Raw genomic sequence first — 26,077 nt, 5'->3', positions numbered from 1 at the left:
AACCTAAAAATAATACCTGACGAACGAATGTAATTGCTTTATATAAAAGTACCTTTTGCAAGGCACTTTTATATCTATTTCAAAAGTTCTTCGACACGATGTTCAACAAGCTCTTTGAGTTCACTATTGAATAACGGTATTCCCATCGCATCCAAAATAGCGCTCATACAGTTAAACCTATTCATTATTTCTTTTTCGCAAGCCGGATATGTTGTTGGAGTCAGCCATAAATCACTCAATAGCGGAATAAGTTCAGACAATTCTTTTGCATATTCTGTATTTATAGATCCATCAGCTTGCCCCTCCTCAATTAGCGTTTGCCATAGTGGAGCAAGTAAGCGTCTGTCCGTATCAATCATTCCCGCTAAAATACGTGGATTCTTTAATACGGGAAGGGTACGTTTGCTTAATTCGGCCCTCTCTGTATCTTCATAATTGATTTTAATAACCTCACGCATTTTTTGTAAACCATTCAGATCTTTACGTTCTTTGACAAGAGTAAAAGGGTTATTATCGAAAAACATTTTCTCGCCCAGAGCATCCATTATTTCTTCTTTCGACTTGAAATGATGATAAATAGCACCTTTAGTCAACCCACCAAGTTCATTTACAATGTCTTGGATGGTTGTATTATCATACCCTTTTTCCATAAATAACCGCTGTGATACTTCAAGTATTTTTTCAACAGTTATTTCAGGATATTTATTCCTTGCCATCTTTATATCACCTCCCTAATTATCATTCGTTTGGTATGTTTCCATCATATCATCAAACGTCCACTTTGTCAAGATACATTCGTGCGGTATTTATATTTTTTACTTTGAGCAATTACATGAAAAGTTTACTTGAAATTTATAAAAAGCCTTGCTTTTCCACCCGTGGTGTGTAAGCTGTGACTCACACAAGGCACAAGCCCAAACACAAACATGAAAGGTGGAAATGATAATGAAAACAGGGAAAATCACAGCGAAACTGAGGGACGCGGTTCCGGTTTGCCTTATGGTAAACGGCGAGGAGGTCAAGCGGTACAAGAACATCGAGCTACCGGACGAGCTGAAAGAAGTGGAAATGACTGACTTCCACTTCAACGTACACATGGACGGGAAGATCACCTTTGAAATCCACTATGAGGAAGGCGCACTGCCGGAGGTATTCCCGGAGGCCCGCACCAGAGTAAGCCGGGCGGCGAAGGCCGCAGCCAAAGCCGCCGCACAGGAAAGTACAGAGGTTATGGCCGTGGAGACTGCCGAGCCAGAAATAGAGGCCGCGCTGGAAGAAAGCCCGCAGGAGATTGAAACCCCGGTAAAAAATCCCGGTGAACCTACCGCAGAAGAAAGCAGTCCGGGAGGCATTGAGGCCGCCTACAATGTGACAGGTGTACGGCGCAAGGAGCTGGTGGCAGCAGTAGGCGACTTCATTGGAGCAAAGCCGGAATATCTGAGAGCGCCGACATACGCTTTCGCAGTAGGAAGCTACAATATCGACAGAGAAGGAACATTGACTGGCCCGGAAAATCCGGCGCTGATCGAAAGCCTGAAAGAACAAGGCTTCATTGCTGCAGAGTAAAACGAGAAGGCCCCGCTTCGGCGGGGTCTTTCTTGAGTTATAACATGCTTCCCTTTTGTAGCTCGATATGCTATAATCAGAAAAACAAATTGGAATTTGTGGAGGTGGCGAAAATGAAATTGAAAAATCCTATGCTGGTAGTAACAGATATAGACAAATCAGTTGAGTTTTATAAAAAGGTTTTCGGGCTTCATGTGATTATGGATTTTGGAGCAAATAAGACTTTAACAGGCGGTTTGGCTTTGCAGACAGTTGAAACATATAAAGACTTTATTGGAAAAAGCGATATTTCTTTTGGTGGCAATAACTTTGAAATTTACTTTGAAGAAGATAATTTTGATGAATTTGCGGATAAGCTGAAAAAATGTGATGTTGAATATGTCCACCCTATTGTAGAACATTCATGGGGACAGCGTGTTGTTCGTTTCTATGACCCAGATAAACATATTATCGAAGTTGGCGAGAACATGAAAATAGTATGCAAGCGTTTCTTAAACAGTGGAATGACACCAGAACAAGTAGCAGAACGCATGGACGTACCTATGAAATTTGTCAATGCCTGTATGCGATAAATCCTAATTTGCTGTTTTGATTAGCCCCGCTTTGGCGGGGCTTTTCCTATCCTCAGTGAAAAAGATATGTTTTAAGACCTTTAGAGCTTGCTTTTTGACCGGTGGTGTGTAAGCTGTCACTCACAGAAATAAAACATATCTTTAAGGAGGACGCAACCATGCTGCAAATATCTGAAATCGTAAGAAAAACCGAGGAAATGTTCGACCTGTTCAACGAGCATTTTTACGAAGGCGAGTTGAGCCGCCCGGCCATCACTGTATCGCCGGACGGAGGGCGCGGGGCTTATGGCTGGTGCAGTATCAACGAGATATGGAACGCCAGCGGCGAGAAGTATCGGGAAATCAATCTTTGCGCCGAGTACCTTGACCGGCCCATCTTCGAGCTGGCAGCCACGCTCCTGCATGAGATGGCGCATCTCTACAATCTGGTTCATGGCATCCAAGACGTAAGCAACAACGGCTATTACCACAACCAGAAATTTAAGGCCACCGCTGAGGCCCACGGCCTGCATATCGAGAAGCACGCCAAGTATGGCTGGACGGCAACGACGCTGGCCCCGGAGGCGGAGGCATGGATCAGAAAAACTTTGGGCGAGGACAAGATCAACGCCAGCCGCTTGCCGGTGGAAGGCACCACCAAGGGCGGGAGTAAGAAATCCATTAACCGCAGCATCAAATATGTTTGCCCCTGCTGCGGCACCATTATCCGGGCAACGCGGGAGGTCAATGTAATCTGCGGGGATTGCGGAGAGGCTTTCGAGCGGGAATAAGAAAAAAGCGGGGGCCGCGAGGTTCCCGCTAAATTGTTCTCATTGAAAGAGGTGGTGCTGTCCGGGAGCGGATACTTTTTAGCGTTTCCTCGTTTCTGGCATATACGGGCCGGACAAGGGTGTGCAAAAATGAGCCGCCATGGGATTATGTGATCGCCGCAATAGGAAGCGGGCTGATGGCGGCTTGTTCCACCGAGTCCCCGGAAAACAGAAAAAGCCCGGAAAGCCCACAATATCAGGCTTTCCGGGCATAGATACAAAAACAGCCCTCCGATTTGGAAGGCTGTTTTTGTATTAAAGGTTGTTCCTTAATATGTTGATAACTCGTTGTGTCCAATCTCGATAAAATGCTTCCTCATGCGATACGAGCAGTACCGTTCCTGCAAAAGTTGAAAGGGCTGTTTTCAAAGCCTCTTTTGCCTGTACGTCTAAATGGTTTGTAGGTTCATCCATAATCAGGAAATTACAGGGGGTCAGAGTAAGCAGACACATCTTTACCTTTGCCTGTTCGCCGCCGCTTAATGTTCCTATGGACTGCATAGCGTGTTTACTGGAAATTCCGCATCGTGCCAAATGCTTGCGGACATCTTTTGTCACCATATTGGGATAAGCATTGGCAACAATTTGAATGGGCGTCAATTCAGGTTCTTTCCACTCTAAATCCTGTTCAAAATATCCGATAGTAACCTGATCGGAAAATTTGAAATGGCCCTGCATAGATGGAATTTCCCCAATCAGGGTTTTTAATAGTGTCGATTTTCCAATCCCATTAAATCCAGTAATAACAACTTTTTGTCCTCCCTTAATGCTAAATTCAATGTTTGATAAAACGGGGTAATGGTAGCCAACTGCCAGATGTTTCACCAACAAGTGTTCTGTATTGGTTAATGGAAGTACGGGAAAATGGAAGTGCGGAATAATTTCCTTTTGGTCTAAGGCTTCCATTTTGTCCATTCGGTCAAGCTGCTTTTGCCGTCCCCGCGCCATTTTTGCTTTTCTGCCCGCTATGTTCTTCCGTATAAATTCCTCTGTCTTTTTAATTTCCTTTTGCTGGGCCGCATATTGCCGTACATAATCTTCCCGCAGCAGGGTTTTCTTCCGCAGAAATTCGGAATATGTGCCGTAGTATTTTGTAATCGTGTCATTGTCTATATCACAAATGCGGTTCGCTATCTTATCCAGAAAATTGAAATCATGGGAAACCACTAAAAAAGCATTTTCCAAAGCAGATAAATATTCCGCCAGCCATGTTACATGGTCTTTATCAAGAAAATTGGTCGGCTCGTCCAGCAACAGGACATCCGGCTTTTCCAGCAGTAATTTTGCTAAAATCACTTTTGCCCGCTGGCCGCCACTCATTTCAGCAATCGGACGGTCAAGGCCAATCGCAAGAAGTCCTAACCCATTGGCGACACGCTCAATAGCGGTATCTATCGAATAAAAGTCATGGGCTTCAAGCTGTTCCTGATAATGGGCGGCCAGTTCAAGGCTTTTCGTATCACCGTCAGCAGCTCTTTCATATAGCTGCAACGCCTGTGCCTCCATTTCAAATAACTTTGTGAAAGCGGATTTGAGAAATTCTTTCATCGTTAAGGTATGGTCGATTTCCGCATATTGGTCTAAATAACCAATCGTAGTATTCGGCTGCCAGACAATGCGCCCGCTGTCTGGTATGATCTGCTCTGTACAGATTTTGATTAAAGTGCTTTTGCCGGTTCCATTCTGTCCGACAATGCCAATATGTTCTCCTTTATTGAGTGTGAAACCTGCATTTTTGTATAGCACATTCTCACCAAAAGAGTGTGTCAGTCCGTCAATTTCTAATAAGCTCATTTTTATTAACCCTTTCCTGCATATTCTCTGATACAAACGAAAAAGGCAGAAAGCAAAGATACACAAATGTATCTGCCTTCTGCCTCTGGCATAGCAGCGCCAAAAACAAAAGGCTATGGACAAAACATTGTCCATAGCCTCATACACATTATAACTGCATGGAAAGCCACTTTCTCAAAATGGGTATAAAATCCCCCTTATGGCTTCCCGATGAAATCGAAATGCGTCATTTATACGCTATACTCTGCACAATGTTTCATCGGTATGGATTGTACAGAGCTGATTTTCTTTTTACGCTGATCGGTTAAATGAAAATTCATAATCATGCCTTTATCTCCTTTTGAGAGGTATAACTCTTGTTTCTAATAATACTATGGAGAGCCTGGTTTGTCAATCACTATATCTTTTATGCTGGGTCAGAACAGCATAAACAGCATAAATACAACCTCTTGTCTGCACATTTAGAGGAATAAAATCTGATGAACATCAAGGGATTTCGGTAGTAGTTGACAGGGTGATAATTGGAATTATCCAATCCCCGCCAGAATAGGCTTTTAAATGTGTATAGGAAACCGGGGAAATGTTCGATCTGTTCAACGAGGATTTTTATGAGGACAAGTGAGTCTCCCTGCCATCACTGTATCGCAAGACGGAGGGCACAGAGCACATGGCTGGTACAGTATCAACGAGATACAGAATGCCAGTAGCGAGAAATCAATCTCCGCGCCGAGTACCTTGCCCCCAACTTCAAGCTGCCAACCATACTCCTGCATGAGCTGGCGGATCACTACAATCAGATGTATAGCATTCAAGATATAACTACCAAATTAAATATTTCCGTAATAACCCTTCTTGACCATCATCTTTTATCTTCTTTACCACATAGTTCAGCCATTCATCTGGTGTTGGCACATCTCCAGCACAGGGAATTTTTCTCCATTGCTCCCGTTTGACCGGATCTTTATCATTCCACCCCTTGCCAATTCTATCGGAAATTATCGCCCGCATTTCCTCAACTGAAATGTTTCTCTCCCGCGCCATTCTTTCAAAGATATGCTCCTGCATTATTCTACCTCCAGTCTTTTGCGAATAGCATTTCCATCATCTACAATACTATAACTGTATAAACCCCTTTTAGGAAATATGATAGCTACCGATTGTGACTATTATACCACCATTCTGGGACTTAGAATAGATACAGATAGGTAGGTGATGATATGGATACACAGAAACGGATTAGACAACTGATGGAGGAACGGAACTGGACGGACTATCGGCTGGCAAAGGAGGCAAACCTTTCCCATTCCACCGTTACAAATATGTTCAACAGAAATAACGCACCAACGCTGCCAACTCTGGAGGCAGTATGCAGGGCATTTGGTATCACACTGGCTCAGTTCTTTGCCGAGGGTGAAGAAGCGCAATTGACCGAAGAACAACAGAAACTCTTTTCAAAATGGAGTACCCTGACAGATAGGCAAAAGCAAATCCTTCTTGAACTGATGGATGCCATCTGAAGCACATCGCTCCCACGCTGGGAAAGATGTGCTTTTCTTTTGCCATTAAAAAAGCCCCTGTCAATTGCAGGAGCAAGACCATTAATTTTATATGTAAATTTGAAATGCACCCAATCACGCAAGTTGGGTGCATTGTATCAATTTGTGGTACGCAAGCCAGTTAGGATATCCTAAAAAGATCGTATCATATTGTTCAATATTTTCGATAGTTGTCTCAAGTTCTGGACGAGTATTATCTCGTTGTTCTTCGCGAGCATAATCAACCAGCTCATCATAATCTTCTGGATATGTTTGAACAGTTTCTAGTTTGACGATGTCACCGCCAATTTCTTCATGGATATAATTTGCAACTGTCTCAGTATTTCCACTCATTGAAAAATATAAAATTAAAGTATTACCCATGTTTTCTATGTTTATATCATCTGTTTTTGATTCATTACTAACAGTTTCATTTGTATCTTGTGATTCATTTTGATTGTTATTTAAGTAAGTAAAAATTCCAAAGATTGCTACCATAATAACAGCAATACCTAAAACTAACATCATAATTCTTTTTTTCATTTAAATCATCTCCATTTCTTTTTATTTAATTTTACAATTTTATTATAAGAATAATTTATCATTTATTCCAATACTTATATACTATCGATTATAATGCCTTTTAGGTATTTCAAATTATCTTACATCATTGAATAATCTTTCAAATAATTGATAAATGCTTTCATTGCCGGAGATAATAATAAATCTTTTTTCCAAACCATAACTGATCCACTTTCTAATTTTGGCTTTAAAGGAATAAAAGTTAAATCTCGCATTTCATCAATACTCTCTAAACAAAAAGCAATTCCTAATTTATTTTTAATAAAATGGACTAAATTATATCCTAGATTATATCTAGCCGCTATCTGTAATTTCAAATAATAATCACCAAACCAATTTTCAATTTCATTTATTACCATAGCACGATTAGACATCAATAAACGATAATTCAATAAATCTTCAGGACAAACAAAAGCTTTTTTAGCTAAAGGAGAATCGTTTCTCGTTAAAACTCCCCAACGTTCTTTTTGAATAATCTTTTTAAAGTTATATTTAGTAATATCAACCGGTTCTACTAACATTCCTATATCAACTGTTCCTCTATCTAAAGAGCTTTTAATAGTATCTGAATCAGCCGTAATGATTTCAAATCTAACTAGTGGATTACTTTTTGAAAAATCACTTACTATCTTAGATAAACGCTTTACCCCTATAGCCTCGCCACAGCCAATAGTAATTAAACCAGTAATATTTTCAGTGTCACTTGTAAAATCTTCTTTAATTTTTTCTTCAATACTAACTATCTCCTGAGCTCGTCGCCGTAATAACATTCCTTCATCAGTTAACTCAATATTATGCTGTTTTCGATAAAATAATTTAACATTAAGCTCATCTTCTAGCTGCATTAATTGTCTTGATAAAGTAGGCTGAGTTACATGTAATAGTTTAGCTGCTTTAGTAATATTTTGTTCCCTTGCTACCATCAAAAAATATTTTAATACTCTAAGTTCCATTGTTATCATCCCCTTATCAAAAAACAAGAAGCATCTACTTCTTGTTTTAAAACTTATAAAATTTCTCCATTTGATGCAATTACCTGTTGATACCATTTAAAACTCTTTTTACAAAAACGTTTTAAGGAACCATTACCATAGTTATCACGATCAACATATATAAAACCATATCTTTTTTTCATTTCACCTGTTACCGCTGAAACCAAATCAATACAACCCCATACTAAATATCCCAATAATTCAACACCATCTTCTTCTACCGCTTTTTTCATTTCAATAATATGCTTTCTTAAATAATCAATACGATAATCATCCTCAACTGTATTATTTATCAATTCATCTTGTGCTCCTAAGCCATTTTCAACAATAAATAACGGCTTTTGATAACGATCATATAAATCATTTAAAACAATTCTTAATCCTTGGCTATCAATTTCTTTACCCCAGGCAGACATTTGTAAATAAGGATTTTTTACAGTTGAAGAAATCACATTACTGATACTACCACTAGCAGTAGCTGAAACTGTCATTGAATCATAATAAGAAAAACCAATAAAATCAATACACCCTTGTTTTAATATTTGTTTATTTTCTTCAGTTAGATCAATAGTTATTCCTTCACGCTGATATTCTTTTAATTTATAAGCTGGGTAATATCCTCGTGCCATAACATCACTAAAAAATTTACGATCACGCTCTTTAAGCATCGCTAAAACCTGATCATCAGGATTACAAGTTTCACCATAGATTGCTCCATGAGCAATCATCATCCCAACCTTGTTATTTGGATCAATTTGATGGGCTAATTTTACTGCTTTAGCACTAGCAATAAATTGATTAAAAACCGCTGTTGCACAAGATTGTTGGTCAGCTTTTAATAATGCACCAGAATAAAAGGGTACAACATTCATAATATTAATTTCATTAAATGTAATCCAGTATTTAACTTTACCTTTATAGCGAGTAAATATTGTTTTACAATATTTCAAATAAAAATCAATTACTTTTTCATTGATCCAGCCACCATATTTATTAGCTAAATTAACTGGATTTTCATAATGACAGATTGTAACCATTGGTTCGATATGATATTTTTTCAATTCATCAAATATATCATCATAAAATTTCAAACCAGCTTCATTAGGATTATCGTCATCACCATTTGGAAAAATCCGACTCCAGTTAATTGACATTCGAAAGCATTTAAAGCCCATTTTAGCTAATAGTTTGATATCTTCTTTGTAATGGTGATAAAAATCAATACCATCATGACTTGGATAATAATAATCATCAAAACAATCGCAAGTTGCTCCATCAGGTAAATCATGATATGGCATAATTTCCTGACTACCTCTAGTTCCATCAGCATTATGATAAGTTATCTGCCGTTTGGTTTGTAAATTACCAGCACATATTACATCAGCTGTACTTAATCCTTTACCATCAAGGTTATAACCACCTTCTAATTGATTAGCCGCAGTAGCACCACCCCATAAAAAGTCTTTACTTAAAGCCATTTTAACTACTCCTTTATTTTTGGGCCATCATTCCAACTAGAGCATGTGGTTGATATGGTTCTTCTAAATAAGCTTTTTCTTCATCAGTTAATTCTAATTCAGTTGCTTTTACTGCTCCATCAATATGATGAACTTTTGTCGCACCAACAACTGGTGCCGCTACTTTAGACATTAACCACGCAAGTGAAATCTCAGTCATTGTCACACCACGTTTTTTAGCTAACTCATCAACACGATCGATGATGATACGGTCTTGTTTTTCAGTAGCATCATACTTACCTTTTGCATAGCTATCTTCCTGCATTCTTTTTGATTGTTCACCAGGATGTTTAGCTAAACGACCTGAAGCTAGGGCACTATATGGTGTCATTGCAATATTATCTTCATTACATAGTTTTGCCATTTCTCGTTCTTCTTCTCTAAAAATTAAATTATAATGTCCTTGAATAGAGATAAATTCTTCATATCCTTTTGCTCTAGCTAAGGCATTGGCTTTAGCTAATTGATAGGCAAAGCAATTAGAAATACCAATATATCTTACTTTTCCTTCTTGAATTACTTCATGTAATCCTTCTAAATAATCTTCAATTGGCGTATTATAATCCCAAGAATGTAAAATATATAAATCTACATAATCCATACCTAAACGTTTTAAACTGGCTTCTAGACAATTTCTTACATGTTGTTGTCCGGTAATACCATCATCAATTTCTTTTTGAGTTCTAGGTGAAAATTTTGTTGCAATAACTACATCTTCTCTTTTAGCAAAATCTTTAATAGCTCGCCCTAAAAATTCTTCACTAGTTCCTCCTTGATAAGCCATAGCTGTATCAAAGAAATTAATACCATTGTCTAATGCATATTTAATAATTTCTCTTGATTTATCTTCTGGTAAAGTCCATGAATGCATTCCTTTTTGAGCATCTCCAAATCCCATACATCCCAAACAAACTTTTGATACTTTTAAATCACTGTTTCCTAATGTTGTATATTTCATTTTCACTTCCTCCTTAAAATTGATGTCTAATTACATCTTTTAATTTAAACTGATGATTTTCATATTCATAGATAAAGATACAGCAATTTCCAAAACCTTTTTGCAATTGTTCACTATAGTCATCTTCAACACCTCTTAAAAAATTAAAGCAGGCCCCACCATGACTAACCGCTAAGACTGAGTGATGATCTTCTTGTTCCATAATATTTGTAAGGGTTTCAATCATTCTTTCTTTAACGGTTTCTGAAGATTCACCACCAAATTGTAAATAATATGTCTTACATTTTTCCGGATCGTTTTCTGCTAAGAACTCTCCTTCTGCTTCCAAAGTACCATAATTATGCTCTTTTAAACCTTTTAATCTAACATAAGGCATATCACTAACTAATTCTAACGTATCACAACAACGTTCACTAGTTGAACTATAAGCATGATCAAATTGAATATTATTATCTTCAAACCATTTTCTTGCAATCTTGGCTTGTCTAATCCCTTCTTCAGTCAATGGTGAATCACACCAGCCCTGAATCTTTTTTAACACATTAAACAATGTTTGACCATGTCGCATTAGATATAATGTTTTTGCCATCTTTACCATCTCCTTTTTACAACTATTATCTTAGTTCAATCTTTATATAAATACAATTTACTAAAAAATCAAAAAGTCTATATTTTGACTTTTTCATTAAATAGTCTAAAAAAGCTGTTAATTACAACAGCTTATCGTTTAAAATTAGTAACTAAAAGTAACCCAACACATATTACAATCATAATTAAAGCAATTATAAATCCATATAAATATGAACCAAAAAAGTCATAAATATAACCAACCATCGATAAAGAAATAGCGGCTCCTAAATTAGAAGCAAAAGAAATACTTGGGAAAGCTTTAGCATAATTTTCTACTTTGAAAAAATATTTTGTTAGTAATGGTAAACTAACAGCACCAATAGCATAACTTGATCCAAATAAAAATGCTCCAATCATTAATAAATAAATATTTGAACCAGCAATTAATAAAACAATACCGATTATAATTGCAAAAATCATAATCAATGTTGCCCTTACAGCACCAAACCAATCACTCAAAACACCAATAATCAATTTAGAAACTACATTTCCTACCATTCCGGCTGAAAGCAGTAAAGCACTTAAAGAAGCACTATAACCTAAAGATTGGCCATAACCTGGAAAATGTTGAGTAAAGCTAGTAATACAACTGCTTAAAAGTCCAAAGATAAAAAAGCTAACAAACGCAACTGTCAAAAAACTAAAAGAGTAACTCTTCTTTACCTCACTTACTTGTTTTTCACTATAACCATATGGTAAATAACCATCTAAACGTGGATCAAGATGAAAAGGATACAAAACTGCTGGTAAACATAGACATAAAATAACTCCAGCCTTTATAAAATACCCTGTTTGCCACCCCATTGTTTCAATAAAATGCGAAAGAACTGGCGAACAAAACGATCCAGCCAAACCGCTAAAACCAAATACAATACTTGTTGCAAGCCCATGATTTTTTTCAAACCATTGATTGATAATTAAAGTTAAAGGAACGATTGAAAAAAAGCTGGTACTTAATCCCCGAATAGCTCCAAGCAAATAAAACATTGGAATTGTTTTAGCAAAAGCCATAGCAGCAGTTGCAATTACCGCAACTAAGACACTCACTGTTAAAATTAGTTTATAAGAATATTTTTCCATCAATTTTGGAATAAAGAAAGCACTGATAGCAGTAACTAAAGAAAATATTGTCATATGCATCGAAAAAGAACCACGTAAAATTCCTAAGCTTTCAGATACTGGTGTATAAAATACACCTGATGAATTAATCGAAATTCCAATCGATGATGCTGCTAAACCACAACATACTAATAAAACTAAAAAATGTTTTGTACTTTTATTACTCATTAATAACACCTCAAATTAATTTTATCTAAAAAAAATATTTTTTCCAATAAATTAGATTATCTAAGGAAATAACAGCAAGAAAAATCTTGCTGTTAAATAGATTTAGCATTTTCTTTAATAACTTGTTGATACCAGTAAAATGAATCTTTTTTATAACGTTTCATTTCTTTTAAATCATCTTCATCACGATCAACATAAACAAAACCATAACGTTTACCATAACCTTGATGAGTACTTACTAAATCAATAAATGACCATGGACAATATCCAATAATTTCTACTCCATCAGTTAGAGCTAATTTAGTTTGATGGAAATGTCTTTGTAAATAATCGATACGATACTGATCATGAATTTTTCCATCCACTAATTCATCTTTAGCTCCTAAACCATTTTCAGTAATCAATAAAGGTAAATGATAACGATCATAAATTCTTCTAAGGGTTACTCGCATTCCAATAGAATCAACCATCCAGCCAAAATCAGTTATTTCCAAATAATCATTTTTAGCAGCCCGATAAACTCCTTCTTCACCAATCATAATTTGTTGATCACCATTTCTTGGCTGACAATCAGTTCCATCGTTTTTAGCAGCTGCAACAGTAGCTGTAGCATAATAATTAATTCCTAAATAATCTGGTTTTGCTTTAGCTATTACTTCCATATCGCCATCATAGATTTCTGGAGTATAGCCTTTTTCATTCAAATAAGCCCAGACAAGATTATTATAACGACCATGAACGGCAATATCTAAATACAACCAGCAACGAATTGCTTCCCAATTATCAGCAGCAATTACATCTGCAGGATTGCACTTTTCAGGATAGATAGCAGTAATATTTGGAGCTGGTCCAATTTTTCCACCTTCAACCATTTCATGACACAATAATGTCACTCTAGCACTAGCAACAAACATATTATGACATCCTTGATATAGTTCTTTTTTACTTGGAACTTTACCAGGATTCATTGCATTTGGATGATTGATCATAACATTTTGTTCATTAATTGTTAGCCAGTATTTTACTCGGTCGCCATAGTTTTCAAATAATATTTTGGCATATTTTACAAAAGCATCAATTGTATTACGATTAGCCCAGCCACCTTTTTTGTGTAACTCTAATGGTAAATCAAAATGATAAATAGTTACAACTGGTTCAATGTGGTATTTAACTAATTCATTAATTAAATTATTATAAAATTCAATCCCTTTTTCATTAACTTCACCATCACCATCTGGAATAATTCGACTCCAGGCAATTGAAAAACGATATGCTTTTAAACCTAATTCAGCCATTAAAGCTACATCTTCTTTATAGCGATGATAATGATCACTAGCTACTTTAAAATCAGTGATTCCTTCAGGAGCTTCATGAACATCCTGAACTGATAGTCCTTTACCATCTTCATTATAAGCACCTTCTACTTGATATGCCGATGTACTAGCTCCCCATAAAAAATTATCAGGAAAATCTTTTAATTCTTTATAAAACATATACCTCATCCTTTCTTTTTTTATTCTACTTTTAAAATAACATCTTGATAATTTACATCTTTTTTATCACTTAATGTAATTGATTGATAACTTGCACTATTAGTAATAATTACTGGTACTTGTGTCAAATACCCTTCAGCTTCAATCTTTTTAATATCAGCTTCAATTAATAAATCTCCTTGATTTACTCTTTGCCCTTGTTCTACAAAAGCTGTAAAGTGTTTACCATCTAAATTAACAGTATCAATACCAAAATGAATTAATAATTCTATTCCATCATCTGATAAAATCCCAATTGCATGTTTTGTCGGGAAAAGTGTAACAATTTGACCATCAAATGGTGCATATACTTTTCCATCATCTGGTTGAATCATTGCTCCATCACCTAACATTTTAGAAGCAAATGCTTCATCTTTAGCTTCAGTTAATGGATATAATTTACCATGTAGTGGTGAAAGAATTTCACCTTTATTAACTTGTACTTTTTCGATTGTTTTTGTTTCCGGTTCTTTTTCGAATTTTAAACTTAAGATGTAAGTTACCACTGCTGTAACTACAAAACTAATAATTAAAGCAATTAATATGTTATAAAAATAAGTCATTGTATTATCACCAATATATAAGAATACTGCTGGTAAACCAGAAGATCCAGTCGCAAAACGATGAGTATGAGTAAGTCCTGCATATAATCCCCCAGCTGCTCCACCAATCATTGCTGCAACTAATGGATATTTTTTTGGTAAATTAACTCCGTATAAAGTTGGTTCTGTAATTCCCATATAAGCTGTAATTGATCCAGAAGTAGCAATTTGTCTTGTTTTTTTATCTTTAGTTCTAATTGCAACGACTGCTGAAGCTGTTGCTTGAGCAATATTAGAACAAACACAACCTGGTCCAAAAATACTGTCATATCCAAGTTCACCCATTTGCATAACCCCTAATGGCGCAACTCCATTGTGTAATCCAAACATAACCATAATTGGTAAAAAACCACCAATTAAAACAGCTGGTGCCCAAGCTGCAGTAGTACTCAAGAAAGTAAAGAAATCAGCAAGATAGTTACCTAAAATACTTCCAATTGGACCTAAAACAGCTAAAGCAAGTGGTCCCATAATTAAAAATGTTAACATTGGTACAAACACTAATTTCACTGCTTGAGGAATCCATTTTTCTAAAAATCTTTCAACATATGATTGAACTAATACTACAATAATAATTGGAATTACTGTTGAAGTATAAGTAGTAAGCGTAAATGGAATAATTCCAAAAAACTCTACTGGATCACCTGCAGTTACTAAGGCATTCCAGTTGGGATGCATCATTATCCCGGCTATTGAAGCTGCTAAAATTGGATTACAACGTAATTTTTGAGCTTCAGTAAACGCTAACATCATTGGTAAAAAATAAAATACTGCATCAGCAAAGAAATTTAAAATATAATATGTCTGTGATTCTGCAGAAATCATTTCAAAAGTTACTAGTAAAGCTAAAACTGCTTTAACCATCCCTGCTCCAGATAAAGCTGGAATAATTGGTTGAAATGTTCCAGAAACAAAATCAATTACTGTAGAAACAATCCCCTTTTTTTCTGTAGTTTCTACTGCTTTGCCTTCTAAAGGACCTACAATTTTTTCTACTTCTTCAAAAACATCTTTGACATGAGTTCCAATTACTACTTGGAAAACCCCGCCACTAATCAAACAGCGAGCTACTTCATCCATAGCATTTAAAGCATCTTGATCAGCTATACTTTCATCTTTTAGTTTAAATCGTAATCTTGTTTGACAATGATAAACATGATTTACATTATCTTTTCCCCCAACTAATTTGACAATTTGTTGAGCCAGACTTTCATATTGTTTACTCATAATTTTCTCCTTATTTTTTAATAAGGTCTTTATAAAACGCGCATTTTGTAACAACCTTTTTTGTTTACAAGAACACTTTAGCATTGTAAAAATAGATAAACAACGAAATTCCCATAACTTTTTAAAGTCAAAATTTTATTTCATCATTTAACAATATTTATGACCATTTTGGTGAAATTAAATGAAATAAAATCCATATTCCCTATAAATATCAATAATATTTTTTTAGAAGAAAAGATCATCAAATTACTTGATGATCCAACTATTCTTCTTTTAATTGTTTTAATGTAGCATTTCTTTGCTGCTCTAATACTTTAGAATTTTCAATTTTATAAACAAGATTTTGATGATAATGCTTTTTAAAATAACAAGCAAAAATAACATTAAATATTAATAACAATGATTGTTCAGTTGCAAAAGTAGAAATTTTACTATATAAACGTTCTCGCGCTGATATTTCAAAAATACAATCTATATTTTGTTGCAAATAATTATTACCACCACTAGTCATAGCGATCATTGGAACATTTTGCTTTTTTAATATTTCTACCTGGGCCATCGGATCTTTATTGACATTATCCCCTGAATAAGATACTAAAATAGCACAATCATCTTTAGTAAGTGTCCTTGCTAGCATCCCAAATTCACCATAACCAGCAATATGAATATGCAATCCGATGCTTAAAAACTTCCATCTTAAACTTTCAGCATAATAAGAATTAGGACGCATTCCAAAAAGAATAATATTTTTAGCTTTCGATAATCGGATTACTGCTAATTCCAGCATCTTTTCTTGAATTAAATTAGCTGTATCCATAATACTTTCAATTTGTAACTGGGCCATATTATCAATAACTTTTTTATAATCATCACTTTCAACAAAAGGAAAATTTACATCAATAGTACTTTTATTACTCTCCTGATACTTTATTTCCTCCATTAAGACCCGATTAAAATCCTTCCAGCCTTTAAACCCCAAAGTTTTCGCAAATCTTACTAAGGTAGATTTAGAAGTATAAGTAAAACGAGCAATATCATCCATTGTATATCGATATAGATGATTTTTTTCATTTAATAAAAACTCGGCAATTACTGCTCTAGCATCATGATATTGAATCATGACTTCTTCAATTCTTTGAAATAAATACATAACTACTCAGCCAATTCCTTAATAGCATTAAAAGCATTGAAAATACATGGAAAACCTAAATATGGTAAACATTGAATCAAAGCTGCATATAAAATATCTAAAGAATTACCAACTTTTAAATTTCCTAAAACATGAGAGTATAATTGTCCTGTAGCATTTAAAGCTGTTAAAACACAAAAAATAAGTAATTCCCTAGTTTTAATATCCATATCTTTTCGACTATAACAATCTCCAAAACACCATTCCGTTAAAAATTTTGGTAATGCATTAGCAATTTCTTCTGGTAAATATTGATAACGTTCTTTGATTTCATCACCATATAATTCTTTTTGAATTTTTAATCCTCGTTCATATCTTTGATCATCAGCGAAATCGCATTGATTTTCTAATGGTAATGTAATATTTCTTTGGTTAAATACTTCATTTACTACACTAATTGCATTTAAAGTTTTAGGATAACCTATAAATGGTGCACACTGATAAATAGCTTCTTTTAATTCTAATGGGGAAACTTCAACATTTAATGCAGCATTTACATGGGCTTTTAATTGTGGTAATGTTTGCAGTACTGTTAAAATTGTACAAGTTATCAATTCTCTTTGTTTATCTGTTAATTTACCAATATAGAATACTTCTCCAAAAATGAGCCGTTGTAATTGACTCATTAATTCAGGATCATTAGGATCTAATTTTTGTTCTGTTTTAAATAACTGTTCATATTTTTCTTTGCTTCGTTCAATTCTACTCATAACATTTTCTCCTTCTATAATAATATAATCTTATCTTTATTATAGCATTTCTTTGATTTTTAATTTAATGATGTTAAAAAAATCTATTAATAATTACAAATAGTTATCAATTATTAATAGATTAATAAAATATATTTTATTGTTCAACACTAATTTGAACACTTGATCCTTGATCTAGTTCTTCAAGATATTCTAATCCTTCAACAACTTTACCTAGTGGCGCTAAATTATTTGATTCTTGAAAATCTTGATAAAAGAAACAAATATTACCCCATGGAATATAATAGGCTAGTGTTCCTTGAACCGGTAAACAGCTTGTAGATACGTCACTAGTATCTAAATCTTCATCCAAATAACAAATTTTTTCAGTACCGTTAAAATCTTCAAATTGAACATCTAGTGGTAATCTAGAAACTAAATCTCTTGTAGCAGAATTATCGTCTAATTCAACAACAATTTCTTTATTATCAAACTGCAATTTAATAGTTGTCATTGTTTTTGTCTCCTCACTTTCTTTAACAGATGATTCTTGAACTTCATTATTTGAATCACCATTATTTTGTTGATTAGTTGAAGTTTGACAGCCATTTAACAATAATACACAAATAATCAATAATACTTTAGCTGCTTTTTTTAGCATTATAACACCTCTTTTAACGATAAGCTTGTTTTAAAATCTTTAAACAATCTTCATCTGATAATAAATATCGATCATTTACAAAGTTACCAGGCATTGCTCGACGGGCTTTAGCGATAATCAAAGGGAACTCATCTTCACTTATCAAATAATCAGACATTTTTAAATTATCAACATGACATTTTTGATGAATATTTTTGATTGCTTTAATAAAATCATCAGGACTATTAGCATCTACTGCTCCTAACAATCTAGCCATTTCAACAAATACTTCATCACAAATATGCAAATCAATAAAAAACTGAAAATAAGCAATTGAAAGAATTATTAAACCTGCTCCGTGTTCTAAATCAGGATGTAATGCTGACATAGCACATTCTAGAGCATGCATTGATGTAGTACCACTTAAATTAATTACAATTCCTGATAAATAACTTGAAATAGCCATTTTTTCTCGAGCTTCTTGATCATCACCATTTTTAACTGCTTTACTTAAGTTATTACCAGCTAATTTAACTACTGTTTTTGCAATATTTGTAGCATCGCTATTTTCATTTTTATTTATTAGATTTTCCATGCTATGGGTTAAGGCATCCCAACCTTGATAAGCAGTTAGCTTTGATGGCAAGGTATACGTCAAAGTTGGATCAATAACTGTAATAGCAGGAAATAATCGTTCATCTTTAAATGCTACTTTTTCTTGTAATGGTAAATAAGTAAATGCTCCAGCACAATCAACTTCAGAACCAGTTCCCGCTGTCGTTGGGATAGCAATAATAGCGATAGGGTCATTAATAACTGTTTTAGGCTTTTTATCTGTACATGTATAATCCCATATCGAACCACCATTAGTTAAAACAATAGCTATCATTTTAGCACTATCAATAACACTACCACCACCTAAAGCAATAATAAAATCTACTTGTTTTTCCTTAGCAAATTTTGCTCCATTATCAATTTCATCAGAAGTAGGATTAGCACTAATTTGATTATAGATTACAAAATCAACTTGAGCTAAATTCAACTCATTACATAACTGATCTAAATAGCCATATTTTTTCATCGAATTACCATTAGTAATTAGTACCAAAGCTCGTTTACCCGGTAATTTTTCTTGATGTAAAGTTTTTAATTTTTCAGCTCCAAATAATATCTTAGTTGGAAAAAAAGCATTATCTTCAACGACCATTTTCCCACCTCAAATCTTTTTACCTAATTGATAAGCTTGTTTTAAATAAACAGTATTTCTAGTCATAGAAACTGTTCCACAACCTAATCCAAGAATTTCCCCTTGATTATCAAAATCTAAATAATTACAAATCGTACGATAATGTGTCAATAAATCATCCATAGTATCATCTGCTTGATTCCAAGCAGCAGCAATTAAAACACTTTTAATAGGTTTGCTTGTTAAACGACCATTAAAACTATAAAAACGATCAATAACTAATTTTAATTGAGCTGACATTCCAAAATAATATAATGGAGTAACAAATACTAACATATCACTTTCTAAAATCTTCTCTTTTAAACTAGCCATATCATCTTTTTGGATACATGGTCCATTCATTCCACAATGATCACAACCAAGACATGGCTTAATATTTGCATGAGCAACATCAAACTCTTCAATTTGATGATTATTTTCTTTAGCACCTTTAATAAATTCATCAGCTAACAAGTTAGAAGAACCATTTTTATGTGGACTTCCTTTTAAAACTAATATTTTCATTTTATACCTCCAACAAAAATCTTTTTTCTACTATCATTTTAACTAGCAATTATCAAAATTGTCTAATACTTATTATTTATTGTCTGCCATACCTTTTAGGTATAAAAAAAGTACACCGAAGTGTACTATGAATGTTTTCTATTATATATTTTTACACAAATAAAATAACTAATAATATTTAAAACAATTGCAACAATTAGACTTAGTATTAAAATTACTCCAATATCTAATGATAATAATTTACTTAAATCAAAATTTAAATTAAACATAACATATCCAAAGGCAAATACGGCAACTAATACTGCATAAACAACAGCTCCTTTTTTATTACCAAGCAAGAAAAAACCAACGCCATTAATTGCATTCATTATTAATGCAATAATAAATCCAATAAACAAAACTAGCAATCCTGTTTTTAAATCAACTGTTTGATAAATAAAAACATAAACAATAGTAATTAACAAACTCAATAAAAGATTAGTAATTAAAGTTAACAATAATGATGATAATAATTTTGCTTTCACTATTTATTGTCTAGTTATTGGAAATGTTAACAAAATTTGATCAAATTTAGAAATTTCATCCTGCTCCATTGATGATTGAAGAGTAGAGGCTCCCATCATTGGTAAAGTTATTCCTACTATTAAAACAAAAGCATATAAATTATCTATTAAAGGTACTACTAATAAAATAACTGATAATGAAAATATCATCCCAATGATATTCTTTTTTAGACAGAATGTTTCATAATAATCTTTAATAACTATTCCTAACATATTATTTGTCTTTAACATAAAACAACATTAATTCTTCAACTGTTGGTCTTTTAATATCAAGATCAGTAAAAATATTTAAAATATCCTGACGATTATTTATTAATATCGAGCAACTATAAGGTTGTTTTATATAGGCAATAATATCTTCTGTATTTAATGATTTTAATAAACTTTCACCACCATTAATGATGCCATAATTTTCATTAATTTCCTCATATGATTTTAAAAACTGCAATTTACCTTGATGAATATAGGCAATATAATCTGCAATTTTATCTAAATCACTTGTAATATGAGATGAAATTAAAACTGTATGTTTTTCATCTTCAGTAAATTCACGAATTAATCCCAAAATATCATCACGAACAATTGGATCTAAGCCACTAGTAGCTTCATCTAAAATTAATATTTTAGCGTTATGACTAAAAGCTATCGCAAATTCTAATTTCATTTTCATTCCTCGAGAAAAGGATTTTAATTTCTTTTTTAGTGGTAAATCAAACTTATCTAAATATTGATAATATTTATCCATATCCCACTGTTTATACATCTTACTTAGTAATAAACCTATAAATTTCGGTGTAAACTCTAAATTATAATGAGTAATATCAAAAATAACCGCAATTTGTTCCTTAATTTCTTTCTCATTATCTTTAAAATCTTTTTCAAAATATTGTAACTTATCATAATGAGAATCAATTACTCCTAAAATTGCATTGATAAATGTTGATTTTCCGGCACCATTTTCACCAATCAAACCAATAATACTTCCTGAAGGAACTTTTAATGAAATATCTTTTAATTTAAAATCACGATATTCTTTAGATATATTTTCCACCTCAATAGCGTATTCCATAACTACATCTCCTTAAATATCAATTGCAGTGTTTGCAATAATTCTTCAACAGTAATTCCGTTTTGTTTTGCTAGTTCACAAGCATCACTAAGCAGCTTTTCAATTCGCCGTCGATTTTCTTCGATAATAAAATCTTTATTTTGTATCGAAACAAATGCCCCTTTAGCTGGTACAATATCTATAAAACCATCTTTGGACAACTCTTCATAAGCTCGTTGAGTTGTTATAATACTAACGTGTAGATCCTTAGCCAACTTGCGCATTGAGGGTAGAGGATCATTGGCCTTTAGTTCTCCTTTCATGATATGCTCTTTAATCTGTAAAGCAATTTGTTCATAAATAGGTTTAGAACTAGCATTACTTAAAATAATTTCCATGAATATTCACCTCGTAACATAATATACTGTATATATCTTACATATACAGTATAACTAATAACGTTAATACTGTTAATATACAATATATACAGTTTTGTTAAAAAAATACAACGAAATTATTCGTTGTATCTACAATATAAACTATATCTCTATAATCAATGATTATTCTTGATGACTAATCTTAAATTTTTTTCGCATCATATCTGCAAATTCTTCAATATAATAAGTAGATTTTTCTTTCTTCCAAAAAGCGCAATAATTTCTTTGAATCAATTTTTGATTCCGATATAAAGGAATAGTTTTAATTCCTTCTTTTTCATTCTTAGGCATTTTTACATGTTCAATTGGCATAATACCCCGATTCATCATTACCATTAATCTACCTTCATCAATATCATTTGCAAATAAATACTTGCATTTTAATCCAATTATATTTTCATAAAATTCTTGTTCAATTGCTTGTTGTTCTGGAGTCGCTACTAAAATACAATTTTCTTTTCTTAAATCTTTTACATCTAAAATATCTTCCTTACTCAAAGGATTATTAAGTGATACCTCCACACAACAATCCATATGCAATAAATGATAATTAATAAAATCATCATGAAAAGAACGACGTTGATCACTTATCGCCAAATCAACCGTTTCATCCATCAAATGCTTATACAACTCCTCATGATTTCCTTTAATAATATTAATTGTAACGTCTGGATATAATGAAGCAAAATCCAATACAGCATCTTTAAACTCTTTACCTTCATATCCTCTTAAATACCCTACTTTTAAAATATTTTCATCTTCTTCTAATTCCCTGGTTTTTTTACATAGCTCATCAACATCTTGTAATATTTCCTGACAATGCTGATAAAAATATTCACCAGCAGGTGTTAATGAAAAAGATTTTCTTTTTCTAATCAATAATTTAGCTCCTAATTCTTCTTCTAAAGCCTTAATTTGCTGGGATATTGCTGATTGTGAAATATAATATAATTCTGCTGCTCTAGTAAAACTTTGAGTATCAACAACAGCGATAAAATACTGCATTTGTTTAAACATTATTATCCCCCTTACATTAGATAAAAGTTATATTTATATTGTACAAAAAAATTTTAATAATTAAAAGTTCAAGTAAAATATAAACTAGAATGTATTTAAACATTCTAGTCCAGATTCATTAATATTTAAATTTATTTGTAATTTACTCAAATAATCTTTTTAAACTTTAAACAGCTTTTCCCATTTCATAGGCCTGATTAAATGCAACATGCTTTTTAGCATCACCTAACAAGAAAGCACCTGTTCCATAAATAATTCCTTTTTCATCAACAGTTCTTAGTACTTTGATAAATCCTCGTAACGATTCAATAGTTCCTATCATTTGATCATGATCTGGTGAACCACTTGTAATCAAATAATAAACATCTTTTCGTTTTTTAGCATTTCTAATTTCATATTCACGAGCAAACATTCGATCAATCAATAACTTCATTTGTGAAGAAATACTATAAAAATATACTGGCGATGCTAATAACCAGATATCAGCATCAATCATCTTTTGAATTACTTGATTACTATCATCTTTTCTTATGCATTGATTATCATGATGACGACAATATTCACAGGCAAGACATGGTAAAATATTATAATCATTTAAATTTATCTTTTCAACTTCTACACCAGCCTCCATTGCTCCTTTTGCAAATTGCTGACATAATATTTCACTATTACCTTTTCTTCTAGGACTAGAAGAAATAATTAAACATTTTCTACTCATAACTATCTCCTATATATATTAAAATTTTTCTCAATAATAAGTAAAACTAATAAAAAAGAAACTATCAAATGATAATTTCTCTTTTATTATTTACAGACACATTTTATAAATATTTAAACAATCTTCTTGGGTTAATGGTCGATATGCTAGTGGTAATGAATCTTTACCATAGCAGGCTTTTACTTTCATTTCATCAAATTTACTATCATCAATACCTATTTCAGATAGATATACTGGTAATCCAAGTTCATTTTTAATAAAAGTTTGTAAAGCTTCAATAGTTTTATAAGCTACTGCCTTTTTATCATTACCATCATCTACATTCATAACATTTACTCCAAAACGAGCAAAATCATCAGCCACACTATCATCTCGATCCAATAAATATTTCATCCATTTTGGCATAATAATCGCTAATCCTAATCCATGAGTTAAATCATATGATGAAGAAAATTGTTCTAATGCATGTAATGATGGCTGAGTTTTAAATCCTGAAGTACAAAAACTATTTAAAGCCCAGCTTGCTGCCCATAACATTGTTGATCGAGCTTCGTAATTTTCAGGTTCTTTAATTGCAATCTGTAATTGAGTCTTAACTGTTTTTAATAATGTTTCAACTACATTAAATTGTAATGGATACTTTAAAGCATTTACAAAATAATTCATATCAAATAAATGAGCCATAATATCAAAACCACCACATGCAGTTTGTCTAGCTGGAACTGTAAATGTATTTGTTGGATCTAGAAAAGCTGCTTTAGGTCTGATTGTTTCACCATTAATACCACTTTTAACCCCTTTATCAACGTTAGCGATAACGCATGATTTATCCATTTCGCTACCAGTTGAGGCAATTGTCGGCATTGCAATAACTGCCAAAGCATCATGCCAGCTAACTTTTCCTTCAACTAAATCCCAAATATTATCAGTATCAGATAAAGATGTTGCTGCAATCGCTTTACAACAATCAATCGTAGAACCACCGCCAATAGCCAAAACAGTTTGAATCCCATGTTTTTTACATAAAGCAACTCCTTTATTAACTGTTGTATGGCGAGGATTAGGTTCAACTGCTCCTAGTTCATAAACTTTAATATTATTTAATTCTAATTCTTCAATAACTTTACTATATAAAGGAGAATTTTTAATAAAATTTCCTCCGTGAGCTACTAATACTTTATCTCCATATTTTAAAACTTCTTCATGTAAGTGTTGTAATTGGTTTTTTCCAAAATAAACTTTTGTTGTGTTTTGAAATTGAAAATCGTTCATTTTATTTTCCTTCCTTTCTTTAACTATATTTTAATTAGAAATATAATTATCTTCAATATAACCTTCTAATCAAATAGATAAGTAAAACTTATTAAACTATTAATACCTTTGATAACTCTTTGTTTTGATATGATGAAAATTAGGAATTATATTTTTGAAAATATTTGATGTACAATAATAGACAAATTAGGAGGGAGTTATGAAACGAGGAATTTATTATATTATTGGCTTAAATCTAATTGCTTTTGCAGTTGTGTTAAATATTCGTTATGGACTAGGTGTTGCTGCTTTTAGTTCGGTCATGTATGCTATTTCAGAAATATATTATATTTCATTAGGAACAGCATCAATCATTTGTTATTTATTATTTGTTTTAATACAATGTATTTTATCAAAAAGAATTACTCTAGCTTATACTTTAGAAATACCATTATCATTTGCATTTGGATGGCTAATTGATTTATATGATTATATTATTCCCGAGTTAAATTTTAATATCATTATTATTTTTATATGTTTTGTTTTAACAATGTTTATTACAGCTATGGGAGTCTATTTATGTGTAAAGACTGATGTTGTTTTAACACCTACTGATGGAATAGTTAAGACTATATCAGATGTTTTTTCAATTCCGTTTTCAACAGTAAAAAATACATTTGATATTTCTTTAGTGTTAATAACGGTTTTATTATGTATAATTAATAATACTACACTTTATGGTATTGGAATTGGTACTATTTTAACTGCATTATTTATTGGCAGAATTATAAAAATTTATGAAAAATATTATCAGCTTAATTTTTAAAAATAAGAGATGATTTCACTATCATCTCTTATTTACCAAAGTATTGACTTATTTCTTTCATTCTTTTTATTTGATCAACTTTAAAAGGACAACGGTGATTGCAATGTCCACATTGAATACAGTCACTTGCTGTTTTTTCTAAGTGATTAATCTGAAAATACTAAAAAAGCATTAAAATTGGGTGTGTTGAAACACAAAAAGGACTCTAAAAAGAGCCAAAAAAATTTTATTCCCATCTAAAAATAAGTAGCACACCTGCACATTAAGATACAAATCGATGGGTAAATTTGAAATTAATGCCGGGAAGCTTATATAACCACACATATTATAACACTTACTTTGATAA

General features: G+C 32.7%; 26 protein-coding genes and 1 pseudogene. 5 read left to right on the top strand and 22 right to left on the bottom strand.

The features are described from left to right. Positions 1 to 74: 74 nt before the first annotated feature. Complete coding sequence (locus B5F09_RS03310; protein ID WP_087371545.1) at positions 75 to 716, bottom strand: TetR/AcrR family transcriptional regulator; 642 nt, start codon at positions 714 to 716, stop codon at positions 75 to 77. A gap of 229 nt (positions 717 to 945) precedes the next feature. Here B5F09_RS03310 and B5F09_RS03305 point away from each other — a divergent pair, with 229 nt between their 5' ends. From B5F09_RS03305 to B5F09_RS03295, 3 genes are all read left to right on the top strand, one after another. Continuing rightward, positions 946 to 1,566 carry a hypothetical protein gene (locus tag B5F09_RS03305; RefSeq protein WP_087371543.1) on the top strand — a complete coding sequence of 207 codons (621 nt, stop codon included), beginning with the start codon at positions 946 to 948 and terminating at the stop codon, positions 1,564 to 1,566. A gap of 113 nt (positions 1,567 to 1,679) precedes the next feature. Next, the gene (locus B5F09_RS03300) at positions 1,680 to 2,138 is read left to right on the top strand and encodes a VOC family protein (RefSeq protein WP_087371540.1); all 459 of its coding nucleotides are present in this window, start codon (positions 1,680 to 1,682) and stop codon (positions 2,136 to 2,138) included. 158 nt (positions 2,139 to 2,296) lie between these two features. Beyond that, positions 2,297 to 2,908, top strand: coding sequence for a SprT-like domain-containing protein (locus tag B5F09_RS03295; RefSeq protein WP_087371537.1), 612 nt, complete (start codon positions 2,297 to 2,299; stop codon positions 2,906 to 2,908). Positions 2,909 to 3,202: 294 nt separating this feature from the next. Here B5F09_RS03295 and B5F09_RS03290 read toward each other — a convergent pair whose 3' ends face one another. Both B5F09_RS03290 and B5F09_RS03285 read right to left on the bottom strand, forming a co-directional pair. Beyond that, positions 3,203 to 4,741, bottom strand: a complete 1,539-nt coding sequence (locus B5F09_RS03290) for an ABC-F family ATP-binding cassette domain-containing protein (RefSeq protein WP_087156783.1) — start codon at positions 4,739 to 4,741, stop codon at positions 3,203 to 3,205. 819 nt (positions 4,742 to 5,560) lie between these two features. Then, positions 5,561 to 5,806 (bottom strand): hypothetical protein, encoded by a 246-nt coding sequence (locus tag B5F09_RS03285; protein WP_087156784.1) that lies wholly within the window; start codon positions 5,804 to 5,806, stop codon positions 5,561 to 5,563. Positions 5,807 to 5,958: 152 nt separating this feature from the next. Between B5F09_RS03285 and B5F09_RS03280 the strand changes: the two genes are divergently transcribed. Next, positions 5,959 to 6,258, top strand: a complete 300-nt coding sequence (locus tag B5F09_RS03280; RefSeq protein ID WP_204215204.1) for a helix-turn-helix domain-containing protein — start codon at positions 5,959 to 5,961, stop codon at positions 6,256 to 6,258. Positions 6,259 to 6,372: 114 nt separating this feature from the next. Here B5F09_RS03280 and B5F09_RS03275 read toward each other — a convergent pair whose 3' ends face one another. The 19 genes and pseudogenes from B5F09_RS03275 to B5F09_RS03180 all read right to left on the bottom strand — a co-directional run bounded on the left by B5F09_RS03275 (position 6,373) and on the right by B5F09_RS03180 (position 24,926). Continuing rightward, the gene (locus tag B5F09_RS03275) at positions 6,373 to 6,819 is read right to left on the bottom strand and encodes a flavodoxin (protein ID WP_204215202.1); all 447 of its coding nucleotides are present in this window, start codon (positions 6,817 to 6,819) and stop codon (positions 6,373 to 6,375) included. Between the two features lie 119 nt (positions 6,820 to 6,938). Next, positions 6,939 to 7,811, bottom strand: a complete 873-nt coding sequence (locus B5F09_RS03270) for a LysR family transcriptional regulator (protein WP_087371534.1) — start codon at positions 7,809 to 7,811, stop codon at positions 6,939 to 6,941. Positions 7,812 to 7,864: 53 nt separating this feature from the next. Continuing rightward, positions 7,865 to 9,328 carry a family 1 glycosylhydrolase gene (locus tag B5F09_RS03265; protein ID WP_087371531.1) on the bottom strand — a complete coding sequence of 488 codons (1,464 nt, stop codon included), beginning with the start codon at positions 9,326 to 9,328 and terminating at the stop codon, positions 7,865 to 7,867. Between the two features lie 13 nt (positions 9,329 to 9,341). Further along, positions 9,342 to 10,325 (bottom strand): aldo/keto reductase, encoded by a 984-nt coding sequence (locus B5F09_RS03260; protein ID WP_087371528.1) that lies wholly within the window; start codon positions 10,323 to 10,325, stop codon positions 9,342 to 9,344. Between the two features lie 13 nt (positions 10,326 to 10,338). Beyond that, positions 10,339 to 10,914, bottom strand: coding sequence for a histidine phosphatase family protein (locus tag B5F09_RS03255; protein WP_087299893.1), 576 nt, complete (start codon positions 10,912 to 10,914; stop codon positions 10,339 to 10,341). 131 nt (positions 10,915 to 11,045) lie between these two features. Then, positions 11,046 to 12,242 carry an MFS transporter gene (locus tag B5F09_RS03250; RefSeq protein ID WP_087371525.1) on the bottom strand — a complete coding sequence of 399 codons (1,197 nt, stop codon included), beginning with the start codon at positions 12,240 to 12,242 and terminating at the stop codon, positions 11,046 to 11,048. A 92-nt stretch (positions 12,243 to 12,334) separates the two neighbouring features. After that, on the bottom strand, positions 12,335 to 13,735 hold the full coding sequence (locus tag B5F09_RS03245; RefSeq protein WP_087299897.1) for a glycoside hydrolase family 1 protein: 1,401 nt from the start codon (positions 13,733 to 13,735) through the stop codon (positions 12,335 to 12,337). 20 nt (positions 13,736 to 13,755) lie between these two features. Further along, positions 13,756 to 15,603: a beta-glucoside-specific PTS transporter subunit IIABC gene (locus B5F09_RS03240; protein WP_087371522.1), complete on the bottom strand. Its 1,848-nt coding sequence runs from the start codon at positions 15,601 to 15,603 to the stop codon at positions 13,756 to 13,758. A 262-nt stretch (positions 15,604 to 15,865) separates the two neighbouring features. Further along, positions 15,866 to 16,753, bottom strand: a complete 888-nt coding sequence (locus B5F09_RS03235) for a MurR/RpiR family transcriptional regulator (RefSeq protein WP_087299902.1) — start codon at positions 16,751 to 16,753, stop codon at positions 15,866 to 15,868. A 2-nt stretch (positions 16,754 to 16,755) separates the two neighbouring features. After that, the gene (locus B5F09_RS03230; protein WP_087371518.1) at positions 16,756 to 17,502 is read right to left on the bottom strand and encodes a carboxymuconolactone decarboxylase family protein; all 747 of its coding nucleotides are present in this window, start codon (positions 17,500 to 17,502) and stop codon (positions 16,756 to 16,758) included. 136 nt (positions 17,503 to 17,638) lie between these two features. After that, positions 17,639 to 18,142, bottom strand: a complete 504-nt coding sequence (locus tag B5F09_RS03225) for a cyclophilin-like fold protein (RefSeq protein ID WP_087371515.1) — start codon at positions 18,140 to 18,142, stop codon at positions 17,639 to 17,641. A gap of 13 nt (positions 18,143 to 18,155) precedes the next feature. Beyond that, a complete protein-coding gene (locus B5F09_RS03220) occupies positions 18,156 to 19,328 on the bottom strand; it encodes an iron-containing alcohol dehydrogenase (RefSeq protein ID WP_087371512.1) in 1,173 nt (390 codons plus the stop codon). Between the two features lie 9 nt (positions 19,329 to 19,337). Further along, on the bottom strand, positions 19,338 to 19,871 hold the full coding sequence (locus B5F09_RS03215) for a flavodoxin family protein (protein ID WP_087371509.1): 534 nt from the start codon (positions 19,869 to 19,871) through the stop codon (positions 19,338 to 19,340). Between the two features lie 125 nt (positions 19,872 to 19,996). Beyond that, positions 19,997 to 20,647: pseudogene (locus B5F09_RS03210) on the bottom strand (ABC-2 transporter permease). Position 20,648: 1 nt separating this feature from the next. After that, complete coding sequence (locus tag B5F09_RS03200; protein ID WP_087371500.1) at positions 20,649 to 21,503, bottom strand: ABC transporter ATP-binding protein; 855 nt, start codon at positions 21,501 to 21,503, stop codon at positions 20,649 to 20,651. Positions 21,504 to 21,505: 2 nt separating this feature from the next. After that, complete coding sequence (locus B5F09_RS03195) at positions 21,506 to 21,880, bottom strand: GntR family transcriptional regulator (RefSeq protein ID WP_087299916.1); 375 nt, start codon at positions 21,878 to 21,880, stop codon at positions 21,506 to 21,508. 162 nt (positions 21,881 to 22,042) lie between these two features. Beyond that, positions 22,043 to 22,936 carry a LysR family transcriptional regulator gene (locus B5F09_RS03190; RefSeq protein WP_239404232.1) on the bottom strand — a complete coding sequence of 298 codons (894 nt, stop codon included), beginning with the start codon at positions 22,934 to 22,936 and terminating at the stop codon, positions 22,043 to 22,045. A 166-nt stretch (positions 22,937 to 23,102) separates the two neighbouring features. Continuing rightward, complete coding sequence (locus B5F09_RS03185; RefSeq protein WP_087371497.1) at positions 23,103 to 23,654, bottom strand: flavodoxin family protein; 552 nt, start codon at positions 23,652 to 23,654, stop codon at positions 23,103 to 23,105. Positions 23,655 to 23,744: 90 nt separating this feature from the next. Next, positions 23,745 to 24,926, bottom strand: coding sequence for an iron-containing alcohol dehydrogenase (locus B5F09_RS03180; RefSeq protein WP_087371494.1), 1,182 nt, complete (start codon positions 24,924 to 24,926; stop codon positions 23,745 to 23,747). Positions 24,927 to 25,125: 199 nt separating this feature from the next. Between B5F09_RS03180 and B5F09_RS03175 the strand changes: the two genes are divergently transcribed. Beyond that, positions 25,126 to 25,731, top strand: a complete 606-nt coding sequence (locus B5F09_RS03175; protein WP_087299924.1) for a YitT family protein — start codon at positions 25,126 to 25,128, stop codon at positions 25,729 to 25,731. Positions 25,732 to 26,077 lie beyond the last annotated feature (346 nt).

It is taken from the genome of Erysipelatoclostridium sp. An173 (assembly GCF_002160495.1).
GTDB classification, from domain to species: Bacteria; Bacillota_I; Bacilli_A; order Erysipelotrichales; family Coprobacillaceae; genus Thomasclavelia; species Thomasclavelia merdavium.
This window is presented reverse-complemented; position numbering and strand designations above follow the sequence as displayed.